Genomic DNA, 22,861 nt, shown 5'->3' on the forward strand with positions numbered 1-22,861 from the left:
ACACCAGCCCCTGTGGGTATGAAGAGGAAAGACTATGGCCTCCGGCGCAGAATCTCTGCAGCTGTTTGAGCAGCTTGTTGCCAACGCAAACTCGCTGTTCCTGTCCAATGACGACACCGTCGTCATCAATGGCATTACCAAGCCGACCCTGAAGAAGATCTACGCCGACTTTCTCGCCAGTATGGGTACATACCCGTCGATCGCGGCCGGTCTGGCAGCTACAAGCGGCACCGGCACCAACAACCGATTCTTTTCGGTGCCTGCCACCGGAGAACTGTTTGAGACTCGCTATCGCAACGATGCCGGGGTAGCGGTGGAGATTTCATCCTTGCTGTCGTGGCTAGCGGACGGTCTCACCATCAACCGTGGGAAGGTGTTTCCGTGCCGAGTGGCAACGCGAAATGGCGTAACGAGCGCCCAAAACACTGCCCTGAACCAATTTGTCCTTGGGGCTACTGTTATTGGTGCTGAGCCTGATTACTACTATCGCATCGGGTACTACGTAAACGGGTATACCGGCCTGGCTGGCGCTGACCCAGACGGCTGGATTATTGAGCGAATCGCCAAGGCCAACTACGCAACTGCCGATAATCCGATTACGCAGATCATCCGCTACACCGATGTGGCCCCAGTAATCACCGCCGGCCTGCAAACCATCACCCTGAAGTCGGCTAGCTTCCCTGAGGTGAAGTTCGTACTGACGGTGGATGGGAGCAAACGACCAGCTCGCGGCACGCCGATTGCTGCGAATGCCTCGTTTAACCAGGGCTATTCGTACTACATTGACCCGAGCGTCTACCTGGAGCTGGACCCGCGCGACTCGCTGACCATCAACGCCGGCAAGGTGGCGCCGTTCAAGCAAGTGTCGCGCGGCGGCTACCTGTCGCCCACGAACACCACCATGCTGAACGCGATTCTCGACGCGCGCGTGCTGAACGCAAAGGCTGGCATGTATTACGGCCTGAAGTACTTCCAGAACGGGAGCACTTCAGCCGCGCCAGAGGGGGACAACTGGATTATCGAAGAGGCGCCGATCTCCAGTTACGGCTCCAGCACGGTTATCGAGAGTGTCAACCAGATTGCTACCCTTCAGGAGGTGAAGCAGCCAGTCTTGGACAGAACCATTGGCGTCCAGACCGTCACGCTGGCGACAAAAACGGATGTGCGCATCCTCCTGACCATCGACCCTTCGAAGCTTCCGGCCTATGGAACACCGGTCGGCATGTCGTCGCCGGGCCTGTCCGGCTTCTCGCATGTCATTGACCCGGCGCTCTATGTACTTAAGAGCGACAAGGGCGGTGCGCTGTCGTACATCATCGACATGGCTGGGCGGTTGCAGGTCACCTGGAGAGATCCTGATGGAGTTGACCGTGGTTACACGTTCGGTATCAACGGTGCGAACAACCTTCCCAACTTCTTCAACCTTCGCAAGGGAAATAGAATCATCCACCAGTTCGGCACCGACATGCTGCCGCCCATGGTTGTCGATGCTGCGCAAAACGGCGATGTAAGCCCGCCCCTGGACTTCACCGGTGGCAACCACACGATCAACGGCAAGCAAACCGCGGTGAACGTCGGTTTCGACATCCTGGCAGACGGACGCCTCGTAGGAGCGGGAGAGTCGGGGAGGGCTACGAATCTCGTTTGCCGGATCTACAACCGTCTGATGGCGTGCAACACCGTCGAGTCGGAGCGGTATGTCGGGCTTCAGGCCTTTGTCGTGTCGTTCTTCCCTGGCGGCGCGCAGGTGGAAGCCGAGTTCACTGCCATGGAAGACCTGCAGCTGTACATCGACTACGGCCCGCAGCTGGTCCACATCAACCTGGAGCAGACGGTGTTCTTCATTGGCGGCCAGTTCGCAGCGCCGGTACCGTACGTGACCGGCCTTGGATCTGGAAAGCCGTCCGAGTATCCAGATGCGTGGGCCGTGTTGTGTACCGGGGCCGATGGTCAGCTCGGGGCCTGGATTGATCGCAACTACGGGATCGCAGGAGCAGAAAATACCAGCGATGATTTTGACCTGATGACGGGCAGCGGAGCGGGCAGTACATCGCGTAAGCAGTACCCTACGGCATACCACCGTCGACTCGATCGAGACCTGGTGAACCCCAACTATCTCCCACTTGCGTCCGGGAAGTCCTACAAGTGGCGTGGCGGTTACTCCTGGCAACCGGTAGCGCCCAAGTCACCATTTGTGGCCTCGATGGATTACATGCTTGATGGTCGAGTGCGTCGGGTCGATGCCATCACCGCGTCCCGAACGGTGTCGCCAGATGCCGACACGGAAGGGAAGCGGCTCAAGGCAATTGAAGCAAGATTGGCCGAAATCGAATCCAGCCCATAAAAGAAAACCCCTCGATGGAGGGGTTTTTTGAATCGAACCTCAACCGACGAGGTGGTCGATCATGGCAAGGATAGCCATGGGCACGGTCAGCACTAAAGCCAAGACGACGGAGTATCGCAGTAGGCCGAAGCTTCCTTCGGTTTCTGCGTCCGGAATGTTGAACATGTCCCGAAAGTGCTGATCGTTCGAATCTTGATCTGCAAATTTATCCATCTGGTGGCCTCCCCGCCGCCGGCTTACTAGTGGCAATTCTACATCATTTCCGAAAGGCCCAACAGAGCGTGGGTCTTTTTTGTGCCTGGAGAAAACATGGCCAGACTCACCGAACACCAGGCCGGTGGCGCGAACGTGCTCCGGTTTCTGGACCTGATTGCATTCTCTGAGGGAACCTCAACCGTCAGGGCAAGTGACGACGGGTACAACGTGCTGTACGGCGGCGGCCTGTTCCAGGGCTATGCCGATCACCCTCGGCGCAAGCTGACATTTCCTATCAACGGCAGGCCCGTAACCAGCACGGCTGCTGGCCGGTACCAGTTGCTTGAGCGGTACTGGGATGCGTACCGGGTCAGCCTTCGCCTGGCGGGCGGTTTCACGCCGGAGAACCAGGATCGAATTGCGCTGCAGCAGATCCGTGAACGCCGTGCTCTGGATGACATCAAAGCCGGGCGCATTCAGCAGGCGATCGCCAAGTGCTCGAACATCTGGGCCAGTTTCCCGGGCAACACCTACGGGCAGAGCCCGCACCGCCTGGACAAGCTGCTCGGACGCTGGGTCGAGCTTGGCGGGGTGCTGGCGTGAACTGGCTCGGCGCGGTACCGGCCTGGTGCTGGTGGCTGATCGCCCTGGTGCTTGTCGCCGGTGGCCAGCAGCACCGGGTGGTGGTTGCCCAGGGCGAAACCGGCACCGCCCGGATCGAGTTGGCTGACTACCGCCTGCAGGTGGCTGAGCGTGACCGGCGCGCCGCGGCCCAGGCCAGAACTGAAGAACAGCGCCGCCAGGCCGTGGCGGACAAGGAGGGGGAGAGTGCACGACAACAACTGGAGCTGGCCCAAGGCCGGGCCGATGCTGCTGAGTCTGCTGCTGGTGGGCTGCGCGGGGAAATCGCCAGACTGCGGGAGGGGCACCGAGCCACCTGCGGTGCCATTGCTGCCCAGCAGCGCCAGGCAGGAACCTCTGCCGTCGTGGTGCTTGGGGGACTGCTTGAAGAAGCTGACCGAATGGCGGGAAGCCTCGCAGAGGCTCTTGAGCGAAGCCGAATAGCTGGACTTGCCTGCGAGGCTGTTGCATCAGAACTAGATAATGAAGCCCAGTAGTTCGTCAGTGGCATCAATGATGACTTCATCTAATAGTAGGTCTAGAGGCTTACCTTTATGGACTAGAACGAAGTTGAAGCGATACTCTCGCTCCCTTTCGTAGCTTGTAGGCTTTATGAATGCCGTATGTGCCATGTGTTTCATTAGTGCGTCTATATCGAATCTGCGATCTCTAGTGACTGTTATGTTCCTATCTGCGTAGAAAACAGGCATGTGATCTACATGAATCTCAACCTCTTTTGGATCGATATCTGGTGAGATAATTGATTGTTTGCTTGTATCAAGGAGCCTGTTCCCCAACGCTTCTCCAAGCGCATCTAAGAACAATTCTACATTCGACTTGTCTATGCTCCACTCGTCGTCATACTTCGGGAACACGCCTTTCATATCGCCGGGCTTGTTGGTTTGTGACATACAGAACACTAGACTTTCAACAGTCTGCCTGGTGATAGATATGTCAGCTCGCTCAATTATCGCGTAAGCTGGGTGCCTATCATCTACATTCCAGTTACGTACCTGAGCATGGAATCCGCCAGGAAAACGAACTGCTTCATATCTTTCGCCGCCAACTCTCATCAGGCCTTCGAAAAGTGTGTTGAACCATCTTTTCTCAACCTTAATAGGTGATCTGATATCGATTTCGAAAAATAGGCGACCCTCATTTTCATCTGCAATTTGTTCGATTTCTGTTCTTCTGTAGTGCTCAAGTGTTGCAAGCTTCAATGTCTTTCTTCTGGCTGTATTGTCCTTCGCATGACAGCTTTTAGTTAAAAGCATTTCTTCGTCTCGCAAGGTAGGTGTCGGAGGTGTCATGGTGACATCACTCGCAGCGAATGGACAGATGAAGTGAGGAAATCGGCTGGCTGATCTATGATGAACATAGCGATTTTTCGGAAAAGGCAATGGACAAGCGCACTTTTATTGGAATGATTGATGCTGGAGAGCCGCTGATACAACAGGCCATTGATGCCATGCGGGAGTACCACCAGGCCCAGGATCGTGGCGATCCGCCTACAGAAATCGAGCGCTTGCGCTTACTGGCTGAGTCGCTCTTTCAAGCGGTCTCCGATTACCAGTTGCGCGCAGTTGCCAAGGCGCGGGGAAAGGAACTTCCACCCCTTCACTGAGCCGGCTCGATTAGCTCGGCGCCTTGGTTGCGCACATTGCCAACGGCAGTGTTGACCCGGTACCACTCGAAGGCGTCGGCCGGCTCGCCCAGGTTAAGCACCAGTTGCTCGGCATGCTCGCTCGGCATTTCTGCTCCAATCCACTCGTAGGCCAGTTCTGGTGACAGCACGACAGGCCGGCGGTCGTGAACATCGACCATGCCGCCCTGGGCATCGGCGGTGATGATGACGAATCCGTCATGCTCCCCGCCGGTGAATTGGCCGATGCTGGCGCATAGGGCAGGGCGCCCATCCCGGCGTCGGATGTAGTACGGCTGTTTCTTTGGCCCCCCTTCGTTCACCCATTCATACCAGCCGTCGATAGGCGTGATGGCCCGGTTTGGCCAAATCGACCGGAAGAATGGGCCGTGTGCCACTTTCTCCACCCGGGCGTTGATTGGTGCAGCACGGTCGGACGCCCAGTGCGGCCGCCATCCCCACCTCACCAGGTCCGCTCGAGGGCCTGCCTCATCCATCCGCAGCACTGCCACCGGCGTGGTCGGCGCAACGTTGTACCGGCCGAGCGGCTGATCGCCTACGTTGTTCCGCCAGGACTCTGGCAGGCTCAAGGTCTCAACGAAGTCGTGTATGCCCCGGTACTGGCTCAACCTTCCACACATGCGCGGCCCTCCTGCCTGAGCAAACAAGAATAGTCCGCCGAGCGGTACTGGCGCGTTCGTGTTTCCTGATGCTGAAATACTGTATCCATATACAGTGTTGGTGCAGTATGTACTTCCTCCTCATTCGTCGCCGCGTGAATGGCGTAGCCATACCTTCCGATCAGCTGAGGAAGGTCCAGCCGATGCGGGCGGACATCCACATTGGTGACCACCACAGTGAGCCGCTGGGCAGGGTTTCGACCCAAGCGTGGGTGTTCAACCCGTCTCCCGGGCCAGACATCATCCCCCGGTTGCACGACGCCAAGGTCAATGGCATGGCTCAGCTCGGGATAAACATCACCGGTGTCGAGGAAATCGAAGGCGTGTTGTATGCGCAGTCATGGTGGTGCAGGAACGAATGATGGCTGGGCTACCGAAGGCCTGGTTGGCCGAATTGAACGATCAGGTTGCCCTGGTTGCGGATCCTGACGGGCGCGCAGCTGTGCTCAATGAGATGGCCTATGCCGCTCGCCGCCGACTAGAAGTTGATGAAAGCGACCTGGTCGACATGCTAGAAATTGCGGAGGCGGCCAGGCTATGGGCGCTTGATGAGTTTGAATCCGAGATGGAATGGAATGAGGTCGGCAGAACGCCGGAGGAGAGTGAAAATCGATTCCAAAACTGAAATGGCGACCCTTGCAATATGCGGCCTGTAGCCGTGCCGTTTCGTCTTTGTTTTGGAATCGATTTTGCTTTGCGGGCGGGATGAATAGGGCGTTTGTTCCACGGTCTTGAAAACCGTCGATGGGCAACTATCCTAGAGTTCGAATCTCTACGCTTCCGCCATATTTTCAATAAAGCCCCTTGATTGGGGCTTTTTTGTGCGCGGCGTATTTCTACGGGTTGTGGCACACACCTGGTTCAGGTCTCTGTAACCGGTCGCTGTGGGAGCGGGCGCGCCCGCGAACACCGGCGTAGCCGGTGCCATACACCGCGTCGCATTCTTCGCGGGCTTGCCCGCTCCCACTGGATCATTGCAGCGTCACCGGCTTCATGCCATCCGGCAGCCTTTGTAGCGCTGCCTCCATCCGCGCGATCGGTGCTGCGAGTTCGTCCGCTTCCTTGTCTTTACCCTCCCTTCGCAGACGGTCGCGCTCAAGGCGCAGGTTAAGCAAGGTTTTCTGCAGTTTCAGGGCCGAGGCATTGAACGGGTCCATGCTTTTCTCATGCTGTAGGCCTCCGTGCCGTTGTAGGAAAACCGGACCGTAGCAGCTGGAATTTACTGGAGAAACTGATGTTTCATACAGGCAAATCCCGCAGGCTCGAGTAATCCCACAGCGCTCGGTAAAAGATCCTACAAAACGCGTTTCAAAGCGTGTCCTTTAAACACAACTCGACACCGCGTGGCAGCTGGGCGCAATCGGTTTTCGACAAGGCGGGCTCGCCAACCTGCGTCGGCCACGGCTTGTTGGTCGTTCGAAACGTTAAGTAGCAATTGCCCCAGCAGCCAGCGCTCCAGGCCGGCGCTAAACGAACGCCGCGTCCATCTGATCCGCTTTTTTTCCACAAAGCTGAATCTGTAACCGTATCAGCGCAAGCCCGACAATAAGCCCATTCCCGCATCACACTTGTAGAGGTTCCGATGGGCAAGCTCGCGCTGTTCCTGGGTGGTTTTCTGCTGCTGACCATTCTGATTGGTATTCTTGGCACCATTCCGCCAAGCTGACATTCACCCGACACGATCCCACGCGGCCTGCCCCTTCTCGGGCGGGCCTGCTGTGCTGCGTTTTTGGCCGATTCACCCTACCGTTTTGTACGATAAGTCGTTCTTTGTGTTGGGAAATCTGTCCACAAAAAACGTGGGTAGGTCTGTGGATAACATTCTGCAAGCCAGGCCTGTTGCGGGCCCTGTTAAATTGAGCAGAATTTGAGCAGCCATTTCAGCTTGCTGTTTCAAAAGACCAGGCCGGCGTGGCGCATGGCTGCGAGCAAGTCCCGAACCCGTGCCGGCAGCTCGCCGGCGGGGTAAACGGCATGCATCTGCGGATCCTGGCCGGTGCTGGAAGTCAGGCGGTAAAGCGGGCACACCCGCACCAGTCGCCCGGCCTTGACCTGCGCTTCGCCGGCCCAGGCGGCGAGGCGGGCGATGCCGGCGCCAGCCAGGGTGCTGTGGTACACCGCGTGGCCGGAGTCCAGGCGCAGCGTGGGCCGGGTGTGCACGCTGGTAATCTGGCCGTCGCGGCAGAAATGCCAGGCTTTGAGAATGCGCGGGGCGGTGTGCAGGATCAATGCGTGGCCGGCGAGCTCTTCGGGGCGTTGTGGCGTGCCGGCCAGTGCCAGGTACGCTGGGCTCGCATACAGGTGGCGCTGGTACTGCCACAGCGGGTAGCCGATCAGCTCGCTCGATTGCGGAAAGGCACCACGCACCACGAAATCGAACTTACCTTGCAGTGGGTCGAGCGGGCCGTCGCTGTACTGCACATCCAGCGTGACCTGCGGATGGCGGCGGGAGAACGCCGCCAGCACCTGCGGCAGCACCCGTTCACCCAGCAGCTGCGGCACGCCGAAGCGGATCCAGCCCTGTGCGCTGCCGCTGAGTGCGGCCAGCTCGTCAGCCGCATCACGTTGCACATCCAGCAAGCGTTCGGCATGTGGCAACAGGCGTTCGCCGGCTTCGGTCAGGGTCACGGTGTTGGCGTTGCGGTTCAGCAACTTGCTTCCGGCGTTGTCTTCCAGGGTTTGGATCGCCCGCGTTACCGCGCTGGGCGAGCGCCCCAGGGCGCGGGCGGCGGCGACGAAGCTGCGCTTGTGCGCGACGCTGACGAACGCCTGGATTTCGCGCAGCATGTCGAGTGCCATTGGCGGTTCCTTGTTGCAGTTTTCGCAATGTGGCATTTCAACACAAGCGCGGCACTTTGATTAGTCTTGCAGGCGATTTCACTGCCTGGAACCGCGTCATGATGGATATCGCCGTGCTTTGCATCTTCGCCTTCGCCGCCGGGCTGATCGACGCCGCCGTGGGCGGTGGCGGGCTGATCCAGATCCCGGCCTTGTTCAACGTGCTGCCCACCGCGCAACCGGCGGCATTGCTCGGTAGCAATAAGCTGGCGTCGGTGTGTGGCACGGCCTTCGCGGCGCGTTCGTTCATCCGCAGGGTCAGCCTGGACTGGGGGCTGATCGTGCCGGCGGCGCTCAGTGCCTTCGTCATGTCGTTTGCCGGCGCTGCCACGGTGTCGCTGGTGCCGCCCAGCGTGATGCGCCCGGCGGTGCTGGTGCTGATCGTGCTGATGGCCATTTACACCTTCTGCAAGAAGGACTTCGGCACCTTGCACAAACCGGCACGGATCGGCCGCAAGGAGCAGTGCCTGGCGGTGCTGATCGGTGGTGCGATCGGTTTTTACGATGGTTTGTTCGGCCCGGGCACCGGCAGCTTTCTGATCTTCCTGTTCATCCGCTTCTTCGCCCTGGACTTCCTGCACGCCTCGGCATCGGCCAAGGTGGTGAACATCGCCACCAACCTGGCAGCGCTGGTGTTCTTCGTGCCGTCGGGCAACGTGTTGTACGCCATTGCCTTGCCCATGGCCGCATGCAACATCCTCGGCGCCTTGACCGGCACCTGGCTGGCCGTGCGTAAGGGCGCGGGATTTGTGCGTGGGTTGTTTCTGCTGCTGTTGTGCGTACTGATCGGCAAATTGTCGTGGGACTTGCTGGCCGGCTAGGTCACAGCACCTGGCGCTGTGCCTCGGCTTGCTCGACGCGGTTGCGGCCATGGGCCTTGGCCCGATACAGCGCGCTGTCGGCCTGCGCCAGCAGTTCGTCCAGGGTAGGCGCCGGGGTGTCGGCGGCGCAGCCGGCCAGGCCGATACTCACGGTAATCTGCAGCTGCTGGCCGGCATGCAGCACATGCAGCTCCTGCACGGCGCGGCGCAGGCGTTCGGCGATGAACTTGGCCTGGTCTGGCGCCAGGCCAGGGAGCACCACGACGAATTCTTCGCCGCCCAGGCGGGCGAGCAGCTCGCCATCGTGCAGCTGGTCCTGCAGGGTGCCGGCGAACTGGCGCAGTACCTGGTCACCGACCGCATGGCCGTGGGCGTCGTTGATCGACTTGAAGTGGTCGATGTCGAGCATCATCAAGGTCAACGGCAGCGCCTGGGCATGTTGCTGGCGGCTATCCAGCAGCGCATTGGCGCGGCGCGTGAAGGCGCTGCGGGTGAGCACGCCGGTGAGGTGGTCGATACTGGCCTGATGCGCCAGGCGAGCCATCAGGCTGCGGTTGGCCTGGCTGACGCAGGCCACCACCAGCGGCCCGAGCACCAGCATGGCGATGCCCAGGCGCGCCGACATCAGGGTGGTCACCCCTGGCTCGCTTTGCGGCAAGCTGAAGTGCATGAGGTTTTGTGCCACGGCCACGATCAGCGTACTGCCGGCAGTAAGGGTCAGCAGCGAGACCAGGAAGGGCGAGTAGGTCCAGGCACACCACAGCAGTGCGGCAATCGGGAAGGCAATCGCCCCAGGGCCGCCGAAGGCAATGCTGAACGCCAGCGAGGCCAGCAGCACCAGTAGCGGCGCCAGGCGGATGGCCTGGGCGCCACCGCGGACCAGCGCTGCTACCGAGGGCGCGGTCAGCAGCACCGGCAGTACCAACACGCTGGTCGAGAACTGTTCACTGAACCAGGCCAGCCAGGTGGCGCGCAACGACTGTTCGAACCACGGCGCGGCCATCGCCGTCGCCATGCTGGCCGCTACCAGCGCCCCGGCGGCACAGGCGCCGAACAGGCTGAGCACACCGTGGGGGGTACGCATGCGCCGGTGCAGGCGCGGCAAGCGCGAGAGCAGCAGCCAGACGGTGACCACCACACCCAGGTTGCACAGGTTGAACCATAGCGCCGGTAGCCAGGCGCTGCCGCACAGCAGGTCGGCCGCGACCATGGCCAGCCAGACCAGCGCAAAGCCTGGCAGCGTGGCCTGGCGAGGGTAACGCAGCAGTACGCCGGCCAGCACCGCATTGACCGGCCAGAACAGCGACAGCGATTCGATCGGGCGGGCCAGGATACCGCCCAGGGTCAGGGCAAAGGTCAGGCCAAGCAGGACGAGGTAGTGCAACAAGCGCGTTTGGGCGGGGAAAACCATGGGCTCGACCGGCAGAGCGGAAACGAAATCCAGGACAACGGCTTGCAGCACCTGGAGCAATTGGGCACCAGTGTGTTTCGTCGGAGGACTTGATGTCAATCTGCCGCAGCCGGCCGCCTCATAACCCGAAGAACCACGGCACCATCAGTACGGTCACCAGCATCACCAGTACGGTGAACGGCACGCCGACTTTGACGAAGTCGGCGAACCGGTATTGCCCCGGCCCCAGCACCAGGGTGTTGACCGGTGACGACACCGGGGTCATGAACGCTGCCGAGGCGGCCAGTGCCACGGTCATGGCGAACGGGTAGGGCGACATGCCCAGCTGCGCGGCGGTGCTGACCGCCACCGGCGCCATCAGCACTGCGGTGGCGGTGTTGGAAATGAACAGGCCGATCACCGCCGTGACCGCGAACAGGCAGGCAAGGATGGCGCTGGGGCCGGCACCGCCCAGCACGCTGACCAGCCCGCCCACCGCCAGGTCGATACCGCCGGTTTTCTGCAATGCCTGGGCAAAGGGCAGCATGCCGACGATCAGCACCAGGCTCTGCCAATGAATGGCGCGGTAGGCACTGTTCATGTCGATGCAGCGGCCAGCGCCCATCAGCAGGCAGCCGATCAGCGCGGCGATGACGTTGGGCACGGCGCCGCTGACCATCAGGCCGACCATCACCGCCAGGCTCAGCAGCGCCTGAGGCGCGCGGGTGCGGGCGGGCGCGACCAGGTCGATTTCCGCAGGCAGGCTCAATACCAGGAAGTCCTTGGGTTTGCTTTGCAACTGGCGCACGGCTTTCCACGGGCCGACCACCAACAGGGTGTCGCCCAGGCGCAGTTTTTCTTCCACCAGTTGTTCTTCGATCGCCGTCTGCTCGCGGCGCAAGCCGACCACGTTGAGGTCGAAGCGGGTGCGGAAGGCCAGTTCGAGGATGCTCTTGCCGATCAGTTTCGAGCCGGGTGGCAGCGAGACCTCGGCCATGCCCAGCTCCTGGGACTGGTCGATGAAATAAGCGGCCTTGAAGTGCAGCGGTTCCAGCTGCATGGTCTGGCACAGGCTGCGCAGGTCGTCGCGGTTGGCGAACAGGTCGAGCAGCAGCACATCGCCCTGGTGCAGCACGGTGCTGGAGTCGGCGGCGATCACTCGGGTGGTGAATTTGTGCTGGCGTTCGATGCCGATCACGTTGGCGCCATACCGGGTGCGCAGCTCCAGCTCGCCCAAGGTGTGGCCGATCAGCGGCGAGTGGGGGCGGATGCGCAGGCGCCGTTCACGGCCGTTGAGCTTGTAGTCCAGCACCAGGTCGAGCAAGGTGCGACGGCTTTCCACCCGCCCGTCCTTGCGTATCTCACCGTTCAGCCAGTGCCGGGTCAGCAGCATGTAGCCGATGCCCAGCACCAGCACCACCAGGCCGAACGGGGTGAAGCTGAAAAAGCTGAACCCCGCTTCGCCATGGCGCACCAGCTCGCTGTGCACCACCACGTTGGGCGGGGTGGCCACCAGGCTGAGCATGCCGCTGATCAGGCCGGCGAACGCAAGCGGCATCATCAGCCGGCTGGGCGAGAGCTGCAGGCGTGCGGCGATGCTCAGCACCACCGGAATGAAAATCGCCACCACGCCGGTAGAGCTCATCATCGAACCCAGCCCGGCCACCGCCACCATCAGCAGCACCAGCAGGCGGGCCTCGCTGTTGCCGGCCCGTTCGCTCATCCATTCACCGATGCGGTAGGCAATGCCGGTGCGCACCAGGCCTTCGCCGATCACGAACAGCGCGGCGATCAGTACCACGTTGGGGTCGCTGAAGCCGGCCAGGGCCTGCTCCACGGTGAGGATGCCCGACAGCGGCAGGGCGAGTATCACCAGCAGCGCGACCACGTCCATGCGTGGGCGGTTGATGACGAACAGGACAATGACGATGGCCAGCAGGCCGAGGACCCAGAGCAGCTCTTGGTTCATGGGGAGGGAGTGTTCCTTCACACAGGGGCACGATAGACAGTAGCAGCCAGTGTGCCGGTTTGTGCTGAAGGGGTTTTGATGTACTGCAGGGTTTGCCAAACAAAAGGGGCCGCATTGCGGCCCCTTGGTCACTCATCAGTGACGGTGACGGCGATGCTTGCCGTCGTTGTCGCCCATGTGGTTGCCGATGGCACCACCGGCCGCGCCACCCAGGCCGGCACCGACGGTAGAGCCGGTGCGGCCGCCCACTGCGCCACCCAACAGCGAACCGCCTGCCGAGCCCAGGCCACCGCCGATAGCGGCTTCGGTCCGGTTGCCCTCGCGTGCACCCACTGCACTGCCGGCTGCGCCGCCGAGGCCGGCGCCGATCGCCGCCCCCGTTTTGCCGCCGATCTGCTGACCGACAACGTTACCCAGAACACCACCCAGGCCACCGCCAATGGCGGCGGTACCGTCACCGGCGAAAGCGCCCTGGCACAGCAGCAGGCCGAGGGCAAGGGAAGGCAGAGTCAGACGCATGATACGAACCTCAAAGGAATCATCAGGTTAAGGTGCCGCGCAACGGGCGGCAGGTCAGGGTGGAAAAAGACGCTTCAGCGGTAATAGCGGTCACCACGGTACTGACGATTGTCATCATCATCGTCGTCGCGGTCATGCCGATGGTGGTGACGGTGCTCGCGGTCACGGTCGCGCCAGCCATCGTCGTCGTCATGGTAGCGATGGCTATGGCAGCCTGCAGTCAGCAGGACAACGGCGATCAGCGAAAGGCTTGCAAGACGGGTCATCACGATATAGGTCCTTGATCCGCAAAGGTTTACGGCACACCTTCTGAGACTGGAAAGGATCCATTAGGTTTCGCTGGCCGGCAAAAATTTGTCGTGCCAGCGATGAGCGGCAGGGAGCTGAAGCGGGTGAGCGGTTGATCAGTGCGCTGGCTGGATCGCCAGCACTACTCCGTTGGTGATCTGCACCAGCACGTAGTGGTCGCCCATGCGCACCCAGTGGCTTTCCTTTTCCGGTGCCGGCAGGCCTTGGGCTTTCCAGTCCTTGAGCGCCTCGTCATCGCGCTTGTACTGGTCCGGCGCCTTGTCGCCGACCTTGAGTTCGCGGTTGTGGGTTTCGGGTGCGGTGATGCTTTCTTCGCTGGACGGTGCGGCGGTGGCTGCCAGAGGCAGGCTGGCAAGCGCGGCGAACAGCAGGTAGTGCAGTTTCATGTCGATCTCCTTGGTAGCGGCATGCCTTATCTGCGACAGCCAGCCGCGCACGACAATTCACTCGCGATGCTTGCCAATGCTAGAGTCGCGTTCTTTTTTACCCTGAGGATGGAACATGCGTGCGATTCTGCCGATGGCTGCGGCGTTGATGCTGGTCGGTTGTGCTTCTGCGACCATGGAAACGGCCCGCGGCGGCAAGCCGACGGCACAGCTGGACTCGCACAAGGCGCCGGAACTGGTGGCCCAGTGCATCCAGTTCAGCTGGCAGGAAGAAAAGGTGTTCGGCGACGACGCCAGTGGCTACCTGGAGCCGCGCAAGCAGGGTGGGTTGACCGTGTATACCCGTGAAGCCGAAGCGTTCGTGGACGTTTATCCGCAGGCGGGCGGCACGCGGGTGGATTACTACGCGCAGAAGCACGACGGCGTGGCGCTGCAGCGCCGGGCGGCGGCGGCGACCTGCCTGTAATCAGCGGATAGCAGGTCAGCCTCTTTGCCTTGTGGGAGGCCGGTTAACCCGCTCCACAACAGTCGCAAGCCAAGCAGTTCTGATCAGGACAGATAGCCGCCGTCGACATTCAGCGCGGTCCCGGTGGTGTAGCTGGAAGCATCGCTGGCCAGGTACAACACGGCACCGGCCATTTCCTTGGGGTCAGCCACGCGCTTGAGCGGGATCTGCTGCAGCGCGGCGTTGAGAATGGCGTCGTTCTTCACCAGGGCCGAGGCGAACTTGGTGTCGGTCAGGCCGGGCAGCAGGGCGTTGCAGCGGATTCCGAATTGCGCGCATTCCTTGGCGAAGACCTTGGTCATGTTGATGACCGCGGCCTTGGTCACCGAATAGATGCCCTGGAACAGCCCGGGCGAAACCCCGTTGATCGACGCCACGTTGATGATGCTGCCGCCACCCTGTTCGCGCATCAGCTTGCCGGCCTCTACCGACATGAAGAAGTAGCCACGGATGTTCACATCCACGGTTTTCTGGAACGCGCCCGGGTCGGTGTCCAGCACGTTGCAGAACTGCGGGTTGGTGGCGGCGTTGTTGACCAGAATGTCCAGGCGCCCGAACTGCTCGCGGATGCCGGCGAACACCTGCTGGATCTGCTCCAGTTCGCCGATATGACAGGCCACCGCCGTGGCCTTGCCGCCGGCGGCGATGATGGCCTCGGCTACCTGCTGGCAACCGTCGAGCTTGCGGCTGGACACGATCACATGGGCACCTTGCTGGGCCAGCAGGTGGGCGATGGCTTCGCCGATGCCACGGCTGGCGCCGGAAACGAAGGCGATTTTGCCGTCGAGGTCGAACAGGTGGGTCTTGGACATGCTGTTTTCCTTGTTATCCGTCGTCGAGGTCGGTGCTCAGAGGCTGGACTTGGCAATGACCTGCAGGGTCATCTGCTCCAGCAAGCGGTTCATGTGGATGAACTGGGCGAAGCGCTTGTCCTGGGTCTGGCCGTGGTAATAGCGGTAGTAGATCTGCTGGACGATGCCGGCCAGGCGGAACAGGCCATAGCAATAGTAGTAATCGAAGTTGTCCAGGCGGATGCCGGCGCGTTCGGCGTAGTAGTCGACGAACTGGCGGCGGGTCAGCATGCCCGGCGCATTGCTTGGCTGGCGCCGCATCAGTTGCACCGGTGCCGGGTCGTCGGCCTCGATCCAGTAGGCCAGGCTGTTGCCCAGGTCCATCAGCGGGTCGCCGAGGGTGGTCATTTCCCAATCCAGTACGCCGATGATGCGCATGGGGTTGTCGGCATCGAGGATCACGTTGTCGAACCGGTAGTCGTTGTGCACGATGGCGGGTCGCGGGTGGTCGGCAGGCATTTTCTCGTGCAGCCAGGCGGTTACCTGCTGCCAGCGTGGGGCGTCCGGCGTCAGGGCCTTTTCGTAGCGGCTGGTCCAGCCCTCGATCTGGCGCTGCACGTAACCTTCCGGTTTGCCCAGGTCGGCCAGGCCGCAGGCGGTGTAGTCCACCTGGTGCAGCTCGACCAGGCGGTCGATGAAGCTTTTGCACAGGGCCTCGGTACGGCTGGCGTCAAGGTCCAGTTCGGCGGGTATGTCCGAACGCAGAATGATGCCCTTGACTCGTTCCATCACGTAGAACTCGCCGCCGATCAGGCTGCTGTCGGTGCAGTGCACGTAGGCTTTGGGGCAGTAGGGGAAGCCGCTGTTCAGCTGGTTGAGGATGCGAAACTCGCGGCCCATGTCGTGGGCCGACTTGGCCTTCTGGCCGAACGGTGGGCGGCGCAGCACGAAATCGCGGCCCGGGTAGCTGACCAGGTAGGTGAGGTTAGAGGCGCCGCCGGGGAACTGGCTGATGCTCGGCAGGCCATTCAGGCCAGGGATATGGGCCTTGAGGTAAGGGTCGATGACGGCCGCGTCGAGTTCTTCGCCGGGGCGTACCTGGGTGGACTGGTCGGTGAGCGTCATGCGTATTCCTTATTCTCGATCGCAAGGACTATTGGCTAATCTAATGGCCAGCCGAGGCTGGAACAAGCGTGCCAGGTGCCTAATAGGTGAGGGTGTTGCTGCCCGATCAACCGCTCTGATAGCGCCTGGCGGCTTTCGCGCGAGCAAAAAAAAACCGAAGCCGGTCAGGCTTCGGTCTTTCGATCATCCGGTATGCCCGGCCCTCAGGACGGGAACAGCTCGCTGAGCTTCATCGACAGCATCATGTCGCCTTCGACGCGCAGCTTGCCGCCCATGAATGCCTGCATGCCGTCGGTTTCACCGCTGACGATGCCTTTCAGGGTTTCGCTGTCCATTACCAGGGTGCAGTTGGCATCCGGGTTTTCGCCTTCCTGCAGGTCGCAGGTGCCGTCCTTGACGATCAGCGCATAGTGCTTGTCTTCGTCAGTGATGTTGAAGCCGAACACCAGGTCCAGGCCGGCGGCAGCGGATGGGTTGAACTTCTCTTGCATCTTTTTGACGGCATCAGCTACGGAGGTCATGGCGCATTCCTTATAGAGTGATTTACACGTCCCCGCAGGGACACAACAAGCCGGGCTCATCGATAGGTGACAAGCTCCGGCGCCTTCAACAGCTGCACATGGGCCTGGCTGTTGAAGGAGGCCAGTGCCACGTCGCGACCGCGAAACTTCAGCTGGCTGAGCGACGTGTTGATGATCTGCCAGTTCAGCGTAAACGCCTGGCTGGGGGTAATACGGGTAACCAGGTGGAGCAGGGCGGCAATGGTGCCACCCGAGGTGAAGATGGCGATATTGTCACCGCTACCGGCAGCATCGAGTACCCGCTGCAGGCCGCCTTGCACGCGAGCGGTGAACGCTTGCCAGGTCTCCAGGCCATCGTCGGCATGTTCGCCGTCGTGCCAGCGCTGCACCATCAGCGCGAACAGGCGCTGAAACTCGCTGCGGTGCTGCGCGCCATTGCGCAGGATGTGCAGGGCGTCGGGCTCTTGCGGCAGCAAGCCGGGCAACAGGGCACGGATCACACCGTCGGCATCGAACTCGTTGAACGCTGCGTCGGTCTCAATTGCCGGCACCGCGCAGCCATTGGCCTGCAGTACGTGCAGCGCCAGGCGCGCGGTATCCTGCTGGCGGCGCAGGTCGCCTGCCACGCAGCGGTCCAGCCGTACCCCCAGTTGTGCCAGATGCTCACCCAGGGCCTGGCTCTGGCGTTCGCCCACAGGCGAGAGGACGTCGTAGTCATCGGCGCCGAAGGAGGCTTGGCCATGTCGGATCAGGTAGAGGTTGCCCACGAAAGGTTCCGGCCTGTTGGAGGTTGCTGCGAGGTTAGGATGCGCCACACAGGCTGTCAACGAAAAAACATACAAGCGTTTGAAAAGGTTGTTTGAAAGGTGTTGCCAGCGTTTACCACGGCTGGCAGCACGTTGGGCGCAACGGTATGCTTGCTTCAGTTACGCGCCGTAGTGGCGCAGGTCTTTAAGGAGTCAACGTGGAGTTTCTTGCTGAATACGCAAGCTTTCTCGCCAAAACCGCCACCCTGGTCATCGCCATTCTGGTGGTGCTGTCGGCCATCGCCGGGCTGCGCGGCAAAGGGCGGCGCAAATCGGGTGGGCAATTGCAGGTCACCCGCCTGAACGAGTTCTACAAGGACCTGCGTGAGCGGCTGGAGTCCGGCCTGCTCGACAAGGCCCAGCTCAAGGCCTTGCGCAAGCAGCAGGCCAAGGCGGATAAACAGCAGAAGAAAGGCAAGGGCAAGACCGAGGACAAGGGCCGGGTGTTCGTGCTGGACTTCGATGGCGACATCAAGGCGTCTGCCACCGAAAGCCTGCGCAACGAAATCACCGCGCTGCTGACCCTCGCCACCCCGCGTGACGAGGTGGTGCTGCGCCTTGAAAGCGGCGGCGGCCTGGTACACAGCTACGGCCTGGCCGCATCGCAACTGGCGCGCATTCGCCAGGCCGGCATCCCGTTGACCGTGTGCATCGACAAGGTGGCCGCCAGCGGCGGTTACATGATGGCCTGTATCGGTGACAGGATCGTCAGCGCACCCTTCGCCGTGCTGGGCTCCATCGGCGTGGTGGCGCAGTTGCCCAACGTCAACCGCCTGCTGAAAAAGCACGATATCGATTTCGAGGTGCTGACCGCCGGCGAGTACAAGCGCACCCTGACCGTGTTCGGCGAGAACACCGAGAAGGGCCGGGAGAAGTTCCAGGAAGACCTGGACATCACCCACCAGCTGTTCAAGGATTTCGTCGCCCGCTATCGCCCGCAGCTGCATATCGATGAAGTGGCCACCGGCGAAGTCTGGCTGGGTGTCGCGGCACTCAACCGCCAGCTGGTGGACGAGTTGCAGACCAGCGACGAGTACCTGAGCGAACGCGCGCGCAATGCCAACCTGTTCCACTTGCACTATGCCGAACGCAAGAGCCTGCAGGAGCGAATCGGCGTGGCGGCCAGCGGCGCGGTCGAGAACACCGTGGTGGGCTTGTGGAGTAAACTCGGCCGCCTGCGCTAACACCTTGAACCCGTTGAAATTTTTTTTCGTTCAGGGGGTTGCAAGGTTAAACGAATGAAGACATAATGGCGCCCATCGAAACGCAGCAAACTTTGAAAAAGGTTCAGCGTTTCAAGGAGATAGCGAAGCGCAAGCTGCTAGATCCGAATTTTGAGGCCGAGTAGCAAAGTGGTTATGCTCCGGATTGCAAATCCGTCTACGCCGGTTCGATTCCGACCTCGGCCTCCACCATTCGAAAGCCCCGCAGATTAACGTCTGCGGGGCTTTTTCTTTATGGTTCCAGAAGCACCGATAATTTCCGCGTAATCGGGCATCGTTTCCGCATCAGCCCACGGTAGCGCAGCGAAGAAAAGTGCGCCCTCGTCAGCGCTGGCGATGTAGTAGGGCTGCTTTCGTTTCGGGTCTGATGGGTCAGGGACCATTCAAACCAACCATTTGCAGGCTCGGCCCGAGCATAGATCGGAACGGGGCGCTACCCGTTCTCCGCCGAAGGCGACCATCCCATTTGACTCGATCGACGCTCAACCCATCGCCTACTGGGCGAATGATCTCGACGCGAATCGATCAGCTGTGATGCGGGCCAATTGGCCGGCATGCTGAATTTTGCCGAGGCGGTTAGGTTGTGGGCGCTGATTGAGGATAAAGAGGCAGCTTGAGCCGCTCGATGCGCACGGCGGCCAGGGGCGTTAGTTGCTGGTCGTGAATGGCTGCTTCCGATCCATTGCAGACGCTGGAAAATAACTGGTTTCGTGTGCGCGACGCGTACTCTGTGGGAGCGGGCGCGCCCGCGAACACCGGCGCAGCCGGTGCCAGGCTCCGCGTTGAATTCTTCGCGGGCGCGCCCGCTCCCACAAAGATCGCTGTTCGGCTCACCGGCAGCAACGGGTCGAAAGCAGCCGTTCGTAAAGGGCAGCAAAATGCCAAAACCGTTCAACGCCTCGCATGAACTTTGGCGCGCTGGCAAGGCCTTCCATGCATGGAGGAGGAGCCATGATGAACCAAGCACGAGAACTACACGCTACAGTCATTTGCCTACAGGAGAGCAAGATCCTCCTTGTACGAAAAGAGGCAGCTGAGTGGTCATTACCAGGTGGGAAAATTGATACAGGGGAAACCCAGTTCGAGGCTGCGAGCCGCGAACTGCACGAAGAGACCTGCCTGCAACTCACCGACGCCCAGTTCCTGGGTCACCACATTCTCAACGAAGAAGAGCATTGGCTCTACCGAATGGTTGTTAGCCAGTCAGCGGCGCCCAGCCCTTCTCATGAAATCGTCGAGTGCCGTTGGTTCAGCGTTGATGATCTGACGCAGCTATCCGTTAAATCGACCCATCTAGAGCTGCTCAGGCGGGAAGGCTTCGTGGCCGATCGCGACCGGAATTGATCTCTTTTGTTCTCACGGGTTCCTACAATGAACCAGGAAGGCCTTCTGGGAAGCAGCCTTCCCGCCGCGCTATCAATAACGGAAAAATGGAATGGAAAATGGTCACATTTGATTTGCAACGGATGCTGATAGGCGAATTTCCCCTGACCTTCCTTCTCGAGGTTGCCCTACGAGTTTCTGCCGCATTCCTTGCCGTTTTCTTTTTTTTGAAGTTCAGTGGGCGACGTGGAATCAAACAGCTCTCCCGCTTCGAGCTCGTAGTCATCCTGACCCTAGGTTCTGCAGCCGGCGATGTGACCTTTTACGAAGATGTGCCCCTGCTCCCGGTCGCGCTCGTTTTCCTCACTCTACTGCTGCTCTATCGCGGCACCATCTATGTCATGAGGCGAAGCAAAACCTGCGAGGCCTGGATCGATGGCCTGCCCATCACGGTGGTGAAGGATGGGATGTACGAAGTTCATTCTCTGCGGAACCTGAACATTTCCTCTAATGAGCTGTTCATGGAGCTTCGTCAGCAAGGTGTGGAGCACTTGGGCCAGGTCCGTCTTGGCCTGTTGGAAACCGATGGGGATCTCAGCGTTTACTTTTACGATGCTGAAGACACTCGGCCTGGCCTGTCGGTACTGCCTGAAGAACATCGGTCAGAGTTTGCATCACCACCGACTGCGGGCCTCTACTGCTGCGTGAACTGCGGATTCCCGACTTACCACGCGGCGCAGGATTCAGTCTCTTGCACTCGATGTGGGCACAACATTTGGTCTCCAGCTCTAGATACCCTGCGTAATCGTTGATCCAGCGCCCTGCAAAGGTTTGTTCGTGTTCACCTTATGATCTGCTTGTTACTGAAGCACGCACACAGGGATAGTCGGCGCGATGTTGTATTGCCCCAATGGCTGCTCGCCGATGTTGTGTCTCCAGGCGTCGGGCAGGCTCAAGGTTGCGACGAAGTCATGGATGCCGCGGTACTGGCTCAACCTTCCACACATGCCTTGCCCTCCAGCCCCAGAGCGCTAGCCTTCAGGCGGGGTCACCCCGCACACGAACTCATCCGACCCCAAACGGTGCGAGCCGAATTCCACAACGTAACCCGCACCGCGGCGCTGCGCTTCGGCCCTGGCGGTGGTCTGGTCGGCAAAGACATCGACGAAGTGCCACGGGTAGCGGTCTCTAAGGACGCCCCAACCGAGCACCCAGCCGGCCTTATCCGGATCGGCCGGCAGGTTCTTCGCCAGGCTGCGAATGCTCATATGGACAACACCGTGTAGGAAGCATCGCATTTCGGCTCCAGCAATACCGGCCAGCCGAACAATGTGCCGCCATTGATCAAGCCGGTTGCGCCGCCGCTGGCTGTTTCCAGGCGAGCCCATAAACCGAGGTCGTGGATGACGATGCGCGTCGCGCTGTGCGGTTGATGAAGGCCAAGTTCGTACTCGATGCGCTCAAGAACATCTTTTGCTTCTTCTTCCGTCATGTTGTCCACTCCCATTCAAACCGGGTGCCAACTCATGCCAGGCTGCTCGCCGAGCATGAGCTGGGGCGCTTACCACTACTAGAGCACAGCGCGCGCCCGTTGGTTCGTTTTATCAGGAAGTGAAAAGCATTTTTGACCTCTGCGCTTGTCGGCAGCGTACTCGCGCCATCAACTTTCGAACTGGATCACCATCCGCCCTTTGATCTTGCCCTCGAGCATTTCTTCGAAGATCTGGTTGATATCTTCGATAGGCCGCAGGGTGACCTTCGGCACCACTTTCCCTTCTGCGGCAAACTGGAACGCCTCCTGCAGGTCCTGCCGGGTGCCGACCAGCGAGCCGATCACTTCGATACCGTCCAGCACCAGGCGGGGAATATTCAGGTTCATGGCTTCCGAGGGCAGCCCGACAGCAACCAGCCGCCCGCCGGCGCGCAAGGCATCGACAGCCGAGTTGAACGCAGCCTTTGCGACGGCGGTAACCACGGCGGCATGGGCACCACCGGTCTTGGCCTGGATAACCTTCGCGGCGTCCTCGGTGCTCGGGTTGATCACCAGGTCGGCGCCCATCTCGCTGGCGAAGCGCAGCTGCTCTTCGTTGACGTCGATGGCGATGACCTTGGCGTTGAACACGTTCCTGGCATATTGCAGGGCCAGGTTGCCGAGGCCGCCAAGGCCATAGATGGCGATCCACTGGCCGGGGCGGATGTTGGCGATCTTCACCGCCTTGTAGGTGGTCACGCCGGCGCAGGTAATGCTGCTGGCGGCAGCGGAGTCGAGCCCGTCAGGCACTTTCACCGAGTAGTCGGCCTTGACGATGCAGGCCTCGGCCATGCCGCCATCCACGCTGTAGCCGGCGTTCTTGACCTCGCGGCACAGGGTTTCGTTGCCGCTGGTGCAATACTCGCAATGCCCGCAGCCCTGGTAGAACCAGGCCACGCTGGCACGGTCGCCGGGCTTGAGCGAGGTGACGCCTGGCCCTACTTGCTGAACCACGCCAATGCCTTCATGGCCTAGCACGACTCCGGTCTTGTCACCGAAGTCCCCATTTTTCACGTGCAGGTCGGTGTGGCACACACCGCAGCATTGCATCTTCAGCAGCGCTTCACCGTGCTCGAGCGGGCGCAGGGTTTTCTCCACCACAGCCACGCGACGGCCTGGTGCAACAACAGCAGCTTTCATACGAGCCTCCATGTCCTGAGCGAATGAGCTTGAGTTATCGCCGGGTTAGCATAGCCCCTGTGTGCTGGGGCAAAACTGCTTCAGGTCATGGTGCGGGGCAGGGCGCTTACCAGGCGCTTGGCACAAAAAGAAAAGCCCGCGGCAAGAATGCGGCGGGCTGCAAGAACATACGGAGCAGGGCC

29 protein-coding genes, 2 tRNA genes and 2 pseudogenes are annotated in these 22,861 nt (G+C 60.8%); 14 read left to right on the forward strand and 19 right to left on the reverse strand.

The window, feature by feature from the left end:
- Positions 1-34: 34 nt before the first annotated feature.
- The gene (locus C6A77_RS05865) at positions 35-2,344 is read left to right on the forward strand and encodes a hypothetical protein (protein WP_114168451.1); all 2,310 of its coding nucleotides are present in this window, start codon (positions 35-37) and stop codon (positions 2,342-2,344) included.
- Between the two features lie 39 nt (positions 2,345-2,383).
- Here the strand turns inward: C6A77_RS05865 and C6A77_RS25495 are convergent, their stop codons facing one another.
- Positions 2,384-2,557: a hypothetical protein gene (locus tag C6A77_RS25495; protein ID WP_161959650.1), complete on the reverse strand. Its 174-nt coding sequence runs from the start codon at positions 2,555-2,557 to the stop codon at positions 2,384-2,386.
- A gap of 96 nt (positions 2,558-2,653) precedes the next feature.
- Here C6A77_RS25495 and C6A77_RS05870 point away from each other — a divergent pair, with 96 nt between their 5' ends.
- Both C6A77_RS05870 and C6A77_RS05875 read left to right on the forward strand, forming a co-directional pair.
- Complete coding sequence (locus C6A77_RS05870) at positions 2,654-3,142, forward strand: glycoside hydrolase family 104 protein (RefSeq protein ID WP_114168453.1); 489 nt, start codon at positions 2,654-2,656, stop codon at positions 3,140-3,142.
- On the forward strand, positions 3,139-3,657 hold the full coding sequence (locus C6A77_RS05875) for a DUF2514 family protein (protein WP_114168455.1): 519 nt from the start codon (positions 3,139-3,141) through the stop codon (positions 3,655-3,657). The genes C6A77_RS05870 and C6A77_RS05875 overlap by 4 nt, the downstream gene beginning before the upstream one ends.
- On the opposite strand, the gene C6A77_RS25270 is transcribed toward C6A77_RS05875, so the two are convergent.
- The gene (locus C6A77_RS25270) at positions 3,637-4,470 is read right to left on the reverse strand and encodes a hypothetical protein (protein WP_133295866.1); all 834 of its coding nucleotides are present in this window, start codon (positions 4,468-4,470) and stop codon (positions 3,637-3,639) included. The two genes, C6A77_RS05875 and C6A77_RS25270, sit on opposite strands and share 21 nt — an antisense overlap.
- Before the next feature lie 89 nt (positions 4,471-4,559).
- Here C6A77_RS25270 and C6A77_RS05885 point away from each other — a divergent pair, with 89 nt between their 5' ends.
- Positions 4,560-4,784 carry a hypothetical protein gene (locus C6A77_RS05885; RefSeq protein WP_114168459.1) on the forward strand — a complete coding sequence of 75 codons (225 nt, stop codon included), beginning with the start codon at positions 4,560-4,562 and terminating at the stop codon, positions 4,782-4,784.
- On the opposite strand, the gene C6A77_RS05890 is transcribed toward C6A77_RS05885, so the two are convergent.
- On the reverse strand, positions 4,778-5,443 hold the full coding sequence (locus tag C6A77_RS05890; protein ID WP_114168461.1) for an SOS response-associated peptidase family protein: 666 nt from the start codon (positions 5,441-5,443) through the stop codon (positions 4,778-4,780). The genes C6A77_RS05885 and C6A77_RS05890 overlap by 7 nt on opposite strands.
- A 107-nt stretch (positions 5,444-5,550) precedes the next feature.
- On the opposite strand from C6A77_RS05890, the gene C6A77_RS05895 reads away from it, so the two are divergent.
- The 3 genes from C6A77_RS05895 to C6A77_RS25475 all read left to right on the forward strand — a co-directional run bounded on the left by C6A77_RS05895 (position 5,551) and on the right by C6A77_RS25475 (position 6,268).
- Positions 5,551-5,844: a hypothetical protein gene (locus tag C6A77_RS05895; RefSeq protein ID WP_114168599.1), complete on the forward strand. Its 294-nt coding sequence runs from the start codon at positions 5,551-5,553 to the stop codon at positions 5,842-5,844.
- Complete coding sequence (locus C6A77_RS05900; RefSeq protein ID WP_241507393.1) at positions 5,841-6,107, forward strand: hypothetical protein; 267 nt, start codon at positions 5,841-5,843, stop codon at positions 6,105-6,107. Before C6A77_RS05895 ends, C6A77_RS05900 begins: the two co-directional genes overlap by 4 nt.
- 78 nt (positions 6,108-6,185) lie before the next feature.
- Positions 6,186-6,268 (forward strand) — tRNA-Ser (locus tag C6A77_RS25475).
- 185 nt (positions 6,269-6,453) lie between these two features.
- On the opposite strand, the gene C6A77_RS05910 is transcribed toward C6A77_RS25475, so the two are convergent.
- Positions 6,454-6,639 carry a hypothetical protein gene (locus tag C6A77_RS05910; protein WP_114168467.1) on the reverse strand — a complete coding sequence of 62 codons (186 nt, stop codon included), beginning with the start codon at positions 6,637-6,639 and terminating at the stop codon, positions 6,454-6,456.
- 736 nt (positions 6,640-7,375) lie between these two features.
- On the reverse strand, positions 7,376-8,281 hold the full coding sequence (locus C6A77_RS05915; protein ID WP_114168469.1) for a LysR family transcriptional regulator: 906 nt from the start codon (positions 8,279-8,281) through the stop codon (positions 7,376-7,378).
- A 98-nt stretch (positions 8,282-8,379) separates the two neighbouring features.
- On the opposite strand from C6A77_RS05915, the gene C6A77_RS05920 reads away from it, so the two are divergent.
- Positions 8,380-9,141: a TSUP family transporter gene (locus C6A77_RS05920; protein ID WP_114168471.1), complete on the forward strand. Its 762-nt coding sequence runs from the start codon at positions 8,380-8,382 to the stop codon at positions 9,139-9,141.
- 1 nt (position 9,142) lies between these two features.
- On the opposite strand, the gene C6A77_RS05925 is transcribed toward C6A77_RS05920, so the two are convergent.
- The 5 genes from C6A77_RS05925 to C6A77_RS05945 all read right to left on the reverse strand — a co-directional run bounded on the left by C6A77_RS05925 (position 9,143) and on the right by C6A77_RS05945 (position 13,714).
- Positions 9,143-10,567: a GGDEF domain-containing protein gene (locus tag C6A77_RS05925; protein ID WP_114168601.1), complete on the reverse strand. Its 1,425-nt coding sequence runs from the start codon at positions 10,565-10,567 to the stop codon at positions 9,143-9,145.
- 103 nt (positions 10,568-10,670) lie between these two features.
- A complete protein-coding gene (locus C6A77_RS05930; protein ID WP_114168473.1) occupies positions 10,671-12,500 on the reverse strand; it encodes an SLC13 family permease in 1,830 nt (609 codons plus the stop codon).
- A 135-nt stretch (positions 12,501-12,635) separates the two neighbouring features.
- Positions 12,636-13,019, reverse strand: a complete 384-nt coding sequence (locus tag C6A77_RS05935) for a glycine zipper domain-containing protein (RefSeq protein WP_114168475.1) — start codon at positions 13,017-13,019, stop codon at positions 12,636-12,638.
- A gap of 74 nt (positions 13,020-13,093) precedes the next feature.
- Entirely contained in the window at positions 13,094-13,285 is a 192-nt protein-coding gene (locus tag C6A77_RS05940; protein WP_114168478.1) for a hypothetical protein, read from the reverse strand.
- A gap of 138 nt (positions 13,286-13,423) precedes the next feature.
- Positions 13,424-13,714 carry an RcnB family protein gene (locus C6A77_RS05945; protein ID WP_114168480.1) on the reverse strand — a complete coding sequence of 97 codons (291 nt, stop codon included), beginning with the start codon at positions 13,712-13,714 and terminating at the stop codon, positions 13,424-13,426.
- Between the two features lie 115 nt (positions 13,715-13,829).
- Here C6A77_RS05945 and C6A77_RS05950 point away from each other — a divergent pair, with 115 nt between their 5' ends.
- Entirely contained in the window at positions 13,830-14,180 is a 351-nt protein-coding gene (locus tag C6A77_RS05950; protein WP_114168482.1) for a hypothetical protein, read from the forward strand.
- 83 nt (positions 14,181-14,263) lie between these two features.
- Here the strand turns inward: C6A77_RS05950 and C6A77_RS05955 are convergent, their stop codons facing one another.
- The 4 genes from C6A77_RS05955 to C6A77_RS05970 form a co-directional block, all read right to left on the reverse strand.
- Complete coding sequence (locus C6A77_RS05955; RefSeq protein ID WP_114168484.1) at positions 14,264-15,031, reverse strand: SDR family oxidoreductase; 768 nt, start codon at positions 15,029-15,031, stop codon at positions 14,264-14,266.
- A 36-nt stretch (positions 15,032-15,067) separates the two neighbouring features.
- A complete protein-coding gene (locus C6A77_RS05960; RefSeq protein WP_114168486.1) occupies positions 15,068-16,135 on the reverse strand; it encodes a phosphotransferase family protein in 1,068 nt (355 codons plus the stop codon).
- A gap of 203 nt (positions 16,136-16,338) precedes the next feature.
- Entirely contained in the window at positions 16,339-16,656 is a 318-nt protein-coding gene (locus C6A77_RS05965; RefSeq protein ID WP_003257405.1) for an SCP2 sterol-binding domain-containing protein, read from the reverse strand.
- Between the two features lie 56 nt (positions 16,657-16,712).
- The gene (locus C6A77_RS05970) at positions 16,713-17,423 is read right to left on the reverse strand and encodes a histidine phosphatase family protein (protein ID WP_114168488.1); all 711 of its coding nucleotides are present in this window, start codon (positions 17,421-17,423) and stop codon (positions 16,713-16,715) included.
- A gap of 197 nt (positions 17,424-17,620) precedes the next feature.
- On the opposite strand from C6A77_RS05970, the gene sohB reads away from it, so the two are divergent.
- Both sohB and C6A77_RS05980 read left to right on the forward strand, forming a co-directional pair.
- On the forward strand, positions 17,621-18,646 hold the full coding sequence (gene sohB, locus C6A77_RS05975; RefSeq protein WP_114168490.1) for a protease SohB: 1,026 nt from the start codon (positions 17,621-17,623) through the stop codon (positions 18,644-18,646).
- 154 nt (positions 18,647-18,800) lie between these two features.
- Positions 18,801-18,874, forward strand: a tRNA-Cys gene (locus C6A77_RS05980).
- A gap of 107 nt (positions 18,875-18,981) precedes the next feature.
- On the opposite strand, the pseudogene C6A77_RS25910 reads toward C6A77_RS05980, so the two are convergent.
- Positions 18,982-19,210 (reverse strand): annotated as a pseudogene (locus C6A77_RS25910) (SOS response-associated peptidase family protein); the annotation flags it as partial.
- Positions 19,211-19,349: 139 nt separating this feature from the next.
- Here C6A77_RS25910 and C6A77_RS25785 point away from each other — a divergent pair.
- From C6A77_RS25785 to C6A77_RS06000, 3 genes are all read left to right on the forward strand, one after another.
- On the forward strand, positions 19,350-19,592 hold the full coding sequence (locus C6A77_RS25785; protein ID WP_178082376.1) for a hypothetical protein: 243 nt from the start codon (positions 19,350-19,352) through the stop codon (positions 19,590-19,592).
- Between the two features lie 47 nt (positions 19,593-19,639).
- Positions 19,640-20,029 (forward strand): NUDIX domain-containing protein, encoded by a 390-nt coding sequence (locus C6A77_RS05995; protein ID WP_114168603.1) that lies wholly within the window; start codon positions 19,640-19,642, stop codon positions 20,027-20,029.
- A 98-nt stretch (positions 20,030-20,127) separates the two neighbouring features.
- The gene (locus C6A77_RS06000) at positions 20,128-20,820 is read left to right on the forward strand and encodes a YetF domain-containing protein (RefSeq protein ID WP_114168492.1); all 693 of its coding nucleotides are present in this window, start codon (positions 20,128-20,130) and stop codon (positions 20,818-20,820) included.
- Between the two features lie 51 nt (positions 20,821-20,871).
- Here the strand turns inward: C6A77_RS06000 and C6A77_RS06005 are convergent.
- The 4 genes and pseudogenes from C6A77_RS06005 to adhP form a co-directional block, all read right to left on the reverse strand.
- Positions 20,872-21,015 (reverse strand): annotated as a pseudogene (locus C6A77_RS06005) (DUF159 family protein); the annotation flags it as partial.
- 24 nt (positions 21,016-21,039) lie between these two features.
- Entirely contained in the window at positions 21,040-21,276 is a 237-nt protein-coding gene (locus C6A77_RS06010; RefSeq protein WP_114168494.1) for a hypothetical protein, read from the reverse strand.
- The gene (locus C6A77_RS06015; RefSeq protein ID WP_114168605.1) at positions 21,273-21,500 is read right to left on the reverse strand and encodes a hypothetical protein; all 228 of its coding nucleotides are present in this window, start codon (positions 21,498-21,500) and stop codon (positions 21,273-21,275) included. Before C6A77_RS06015 ends, C6A77_RS06010 begins: the two co-directional genes overlap by 4 nt.
- Positions 21,501-21,668: 168 nt before the next feature.
- Positions 21,669-22,679, reverse strand: coding sequence for an alcohol dehydrogenase AdhP (adhP, locus tag C6A77_RS06020; RefSeq protein ID WP_114168496.1), 1,011 nt, complete (start codon positions 22,677-22,679; stop codon positions 21,669-21,671).
- Between the last annotated feature and the right edge of the window lie 182 nt (positions 22,680-22,861).

This window comes from Pseudomonas sp. AFG_SD02_1510_Pfu_092, from assembly GCF_003331055.1.
GTDB lineage: Bacteria > Pseudomonadota > Gammaproteobacteria > Pseudomonadales > Pseudomonadaceae > Aquipseudomonas.

Excerpts from the sequence above, each read along its gene's own strand:
- C6A77_RS25270 (WP_133295866.1), bottom strand. The coding sequence starts at position 4,470 with ATGACACCTCCGACACCTACCTTGCGAGACGAAGAAATGCTTTTAACT.
- C6A77_RS06010 (WP_114168494.1), bottom strand. The coding sequence starts at position 21,276 with ATGAGCATTCGCAGCCTGGCGAAGAACCTGCCGGCCGATCCGGATAAG.
- C6A77_RS05885 (WP_114168459.1), top strand. The coding sequence starts at position 4,560 with ATGGACAAGCGCACTTTTATTGGAATGATTGATGCTGGAGAGCCGCTG.
- C6A77_RS05995 (WP_114168603.1), top strand. The coding sequence starts at position 19,640 with ATGAACCAAGCACGAGAACTACACGCTACAGTCATTTGCCTACAGGAG.
- C6A77_RS05965 (WP_003257405.1), bottom strand. The coding sequence starts at position 16,656 with ATGACCTCCGTAGCTGATGCCGTCAAAAAGATGCAAGAGAAGTTCAAC.
- C6A77_RS05935 (WP_114168475.1), bottom strand. The coding sequence starts at position 13,019 with ATGCGTCTGACTCTGCCTTCCCTTGCCCTCGGCCTGCTGCTGTGCCAG.
- C6A77_RS05870 (WP_114168453.1), top strand. The coding sequence starts at position 2,654 with ATGGCCAGACTCACCGAACACCAGGCCGGTGGCGCGAACGTGCTCCGG.
- C6A77_RS05940 (WP_114168478.1), bottom strand. The coding sequence starts at position 13,285 with ATGACCCGTCTTGCAAGCCTTTCGCTGATCGCCGTTGTCCTGCTGACT.
- C6A77_RS05960 (WP_114168486.1), bottom strand. The coding sequence starts at position 16,135 with ATGACGCTCACCGACCAGTCCACCCAGGTACGCCCCGGCGAAGAACTC.
- C6A77_RS05895 (WP_114168599.1), top strand. The coding sequence starts at position 5,551 with ATGTACTTCCTCCTCATTCGTCGCCGCGTGAATGGCGTAGCCATACCT.
- C6A77_RS05890 (WP_114168461.1), bottom strand. The coding sequence starts at position 5,443 with ATGTGTGGAAGGTTGAGCCAGTACCGGGGCATACACGACTTCGTTGAG.
- C6A77_RS05900 (WP_241507393.1), top strand. The coding sequence starts at position 5,841 with ATGATGGCTGGGCTACCGAAGGCCTGGTTGGCCGAATTGAACGATCAG.
- C6A77_RS05920 (WP_114168471.1), top strand. The coding sequence starts at position 8,380 with ATGATGGATATCGCCGTGCTTTGCATCTTCGCCTTCGCCGCCGGGCTG.
- C6A77_RS05950 (WP_114168482.1), top strand. The coding sequence starts at position 13,830 with ATGCGTGCGATTCTGCCGATGGCTGCGGCGTTGATGCTGGTCGGTTGT.
- C6A77_RS06015 (WP_114168605.1), bottom strand. The coding sequence starts at position 21,500 with ATGACGGAAGAAGAAGCAAAAGATGTTCTTGAGCGCATCGAGTACGAA.
- C6A77_RS05910 (WP_114168467.1), bottom strand. The coding sequence starts at position 6,639 with ATGGACCCGTTCAATGCCTCGGCCCTGAAACTGCAGAAAACCTTGCTT.
- C6A77_RS25785 (WP_178082376.1), top strand. The coding sequence starts at position 19,350 with ATGGCTGCTTCCGATCCATTGCAGACGCTGGAAAATAACTGGTTTCGT.
- C6A77_RS05865 (WP_114168451.1), top strand. The coding sequence starts at position 35 with ATGGCCTCCGGCGCAGAATCTCTGCAGCTGTTTGAGCAGCTTGTTGCC.
- adhP (WP_114168496.1), bottom strand. The coding sequence starts at position 22,679 with ATGAAAGCTGCTGTTGTTGCACCAGGCCGTCGCGTGGCTGTGGTGGAG.
- C6A77_RS05945 (WP_114168480.1), bottom strand. The coding sequence starts at position 13,714 with ATGAAACTGCACTACCTGCTGTTCGCCGCGCTTGCCAGCCTGCCTCTG.
- C6A77_RS05955 (WP_114168484.1), bottom strand. The coding sequence starts at position 15,031 with ATGTCCAAGACCCACCTGTTCGACCTCGACGGCAAAATCGCCTTCGTT.
- C6A77_RS05930 (WP_114168473.1), bottom strand. The coding sequence starts at position 12,500 with ATGAACCAAGAGCTGCTCTGGGTCCTCGGCCTGCTGGCCATCGTCATT.
- C6A77_RS06000 (WP_114168492.1), top strand. The coding sequence starts at position 20,128 with ATGGTCACATTTGATTTGCAACGGATGCTGATAGGCGAATTTCCCCTG.
- C6A77_RS25495 (WP_161959650.1), bottom strand. The coding sequence starts at position 2,557 with ATGGATAAATTTGCAGATCAAGATTCGAACGATCAGCACTTTCGGGAC.
- C6A77_RS05915 (WP_114168469.1), bottom strand. The coding sequence starts at position 8,281 with ATGGCACTCGACATGCTGCGCGAAATCCAGGCGTTCGTCAGCGTCGCG.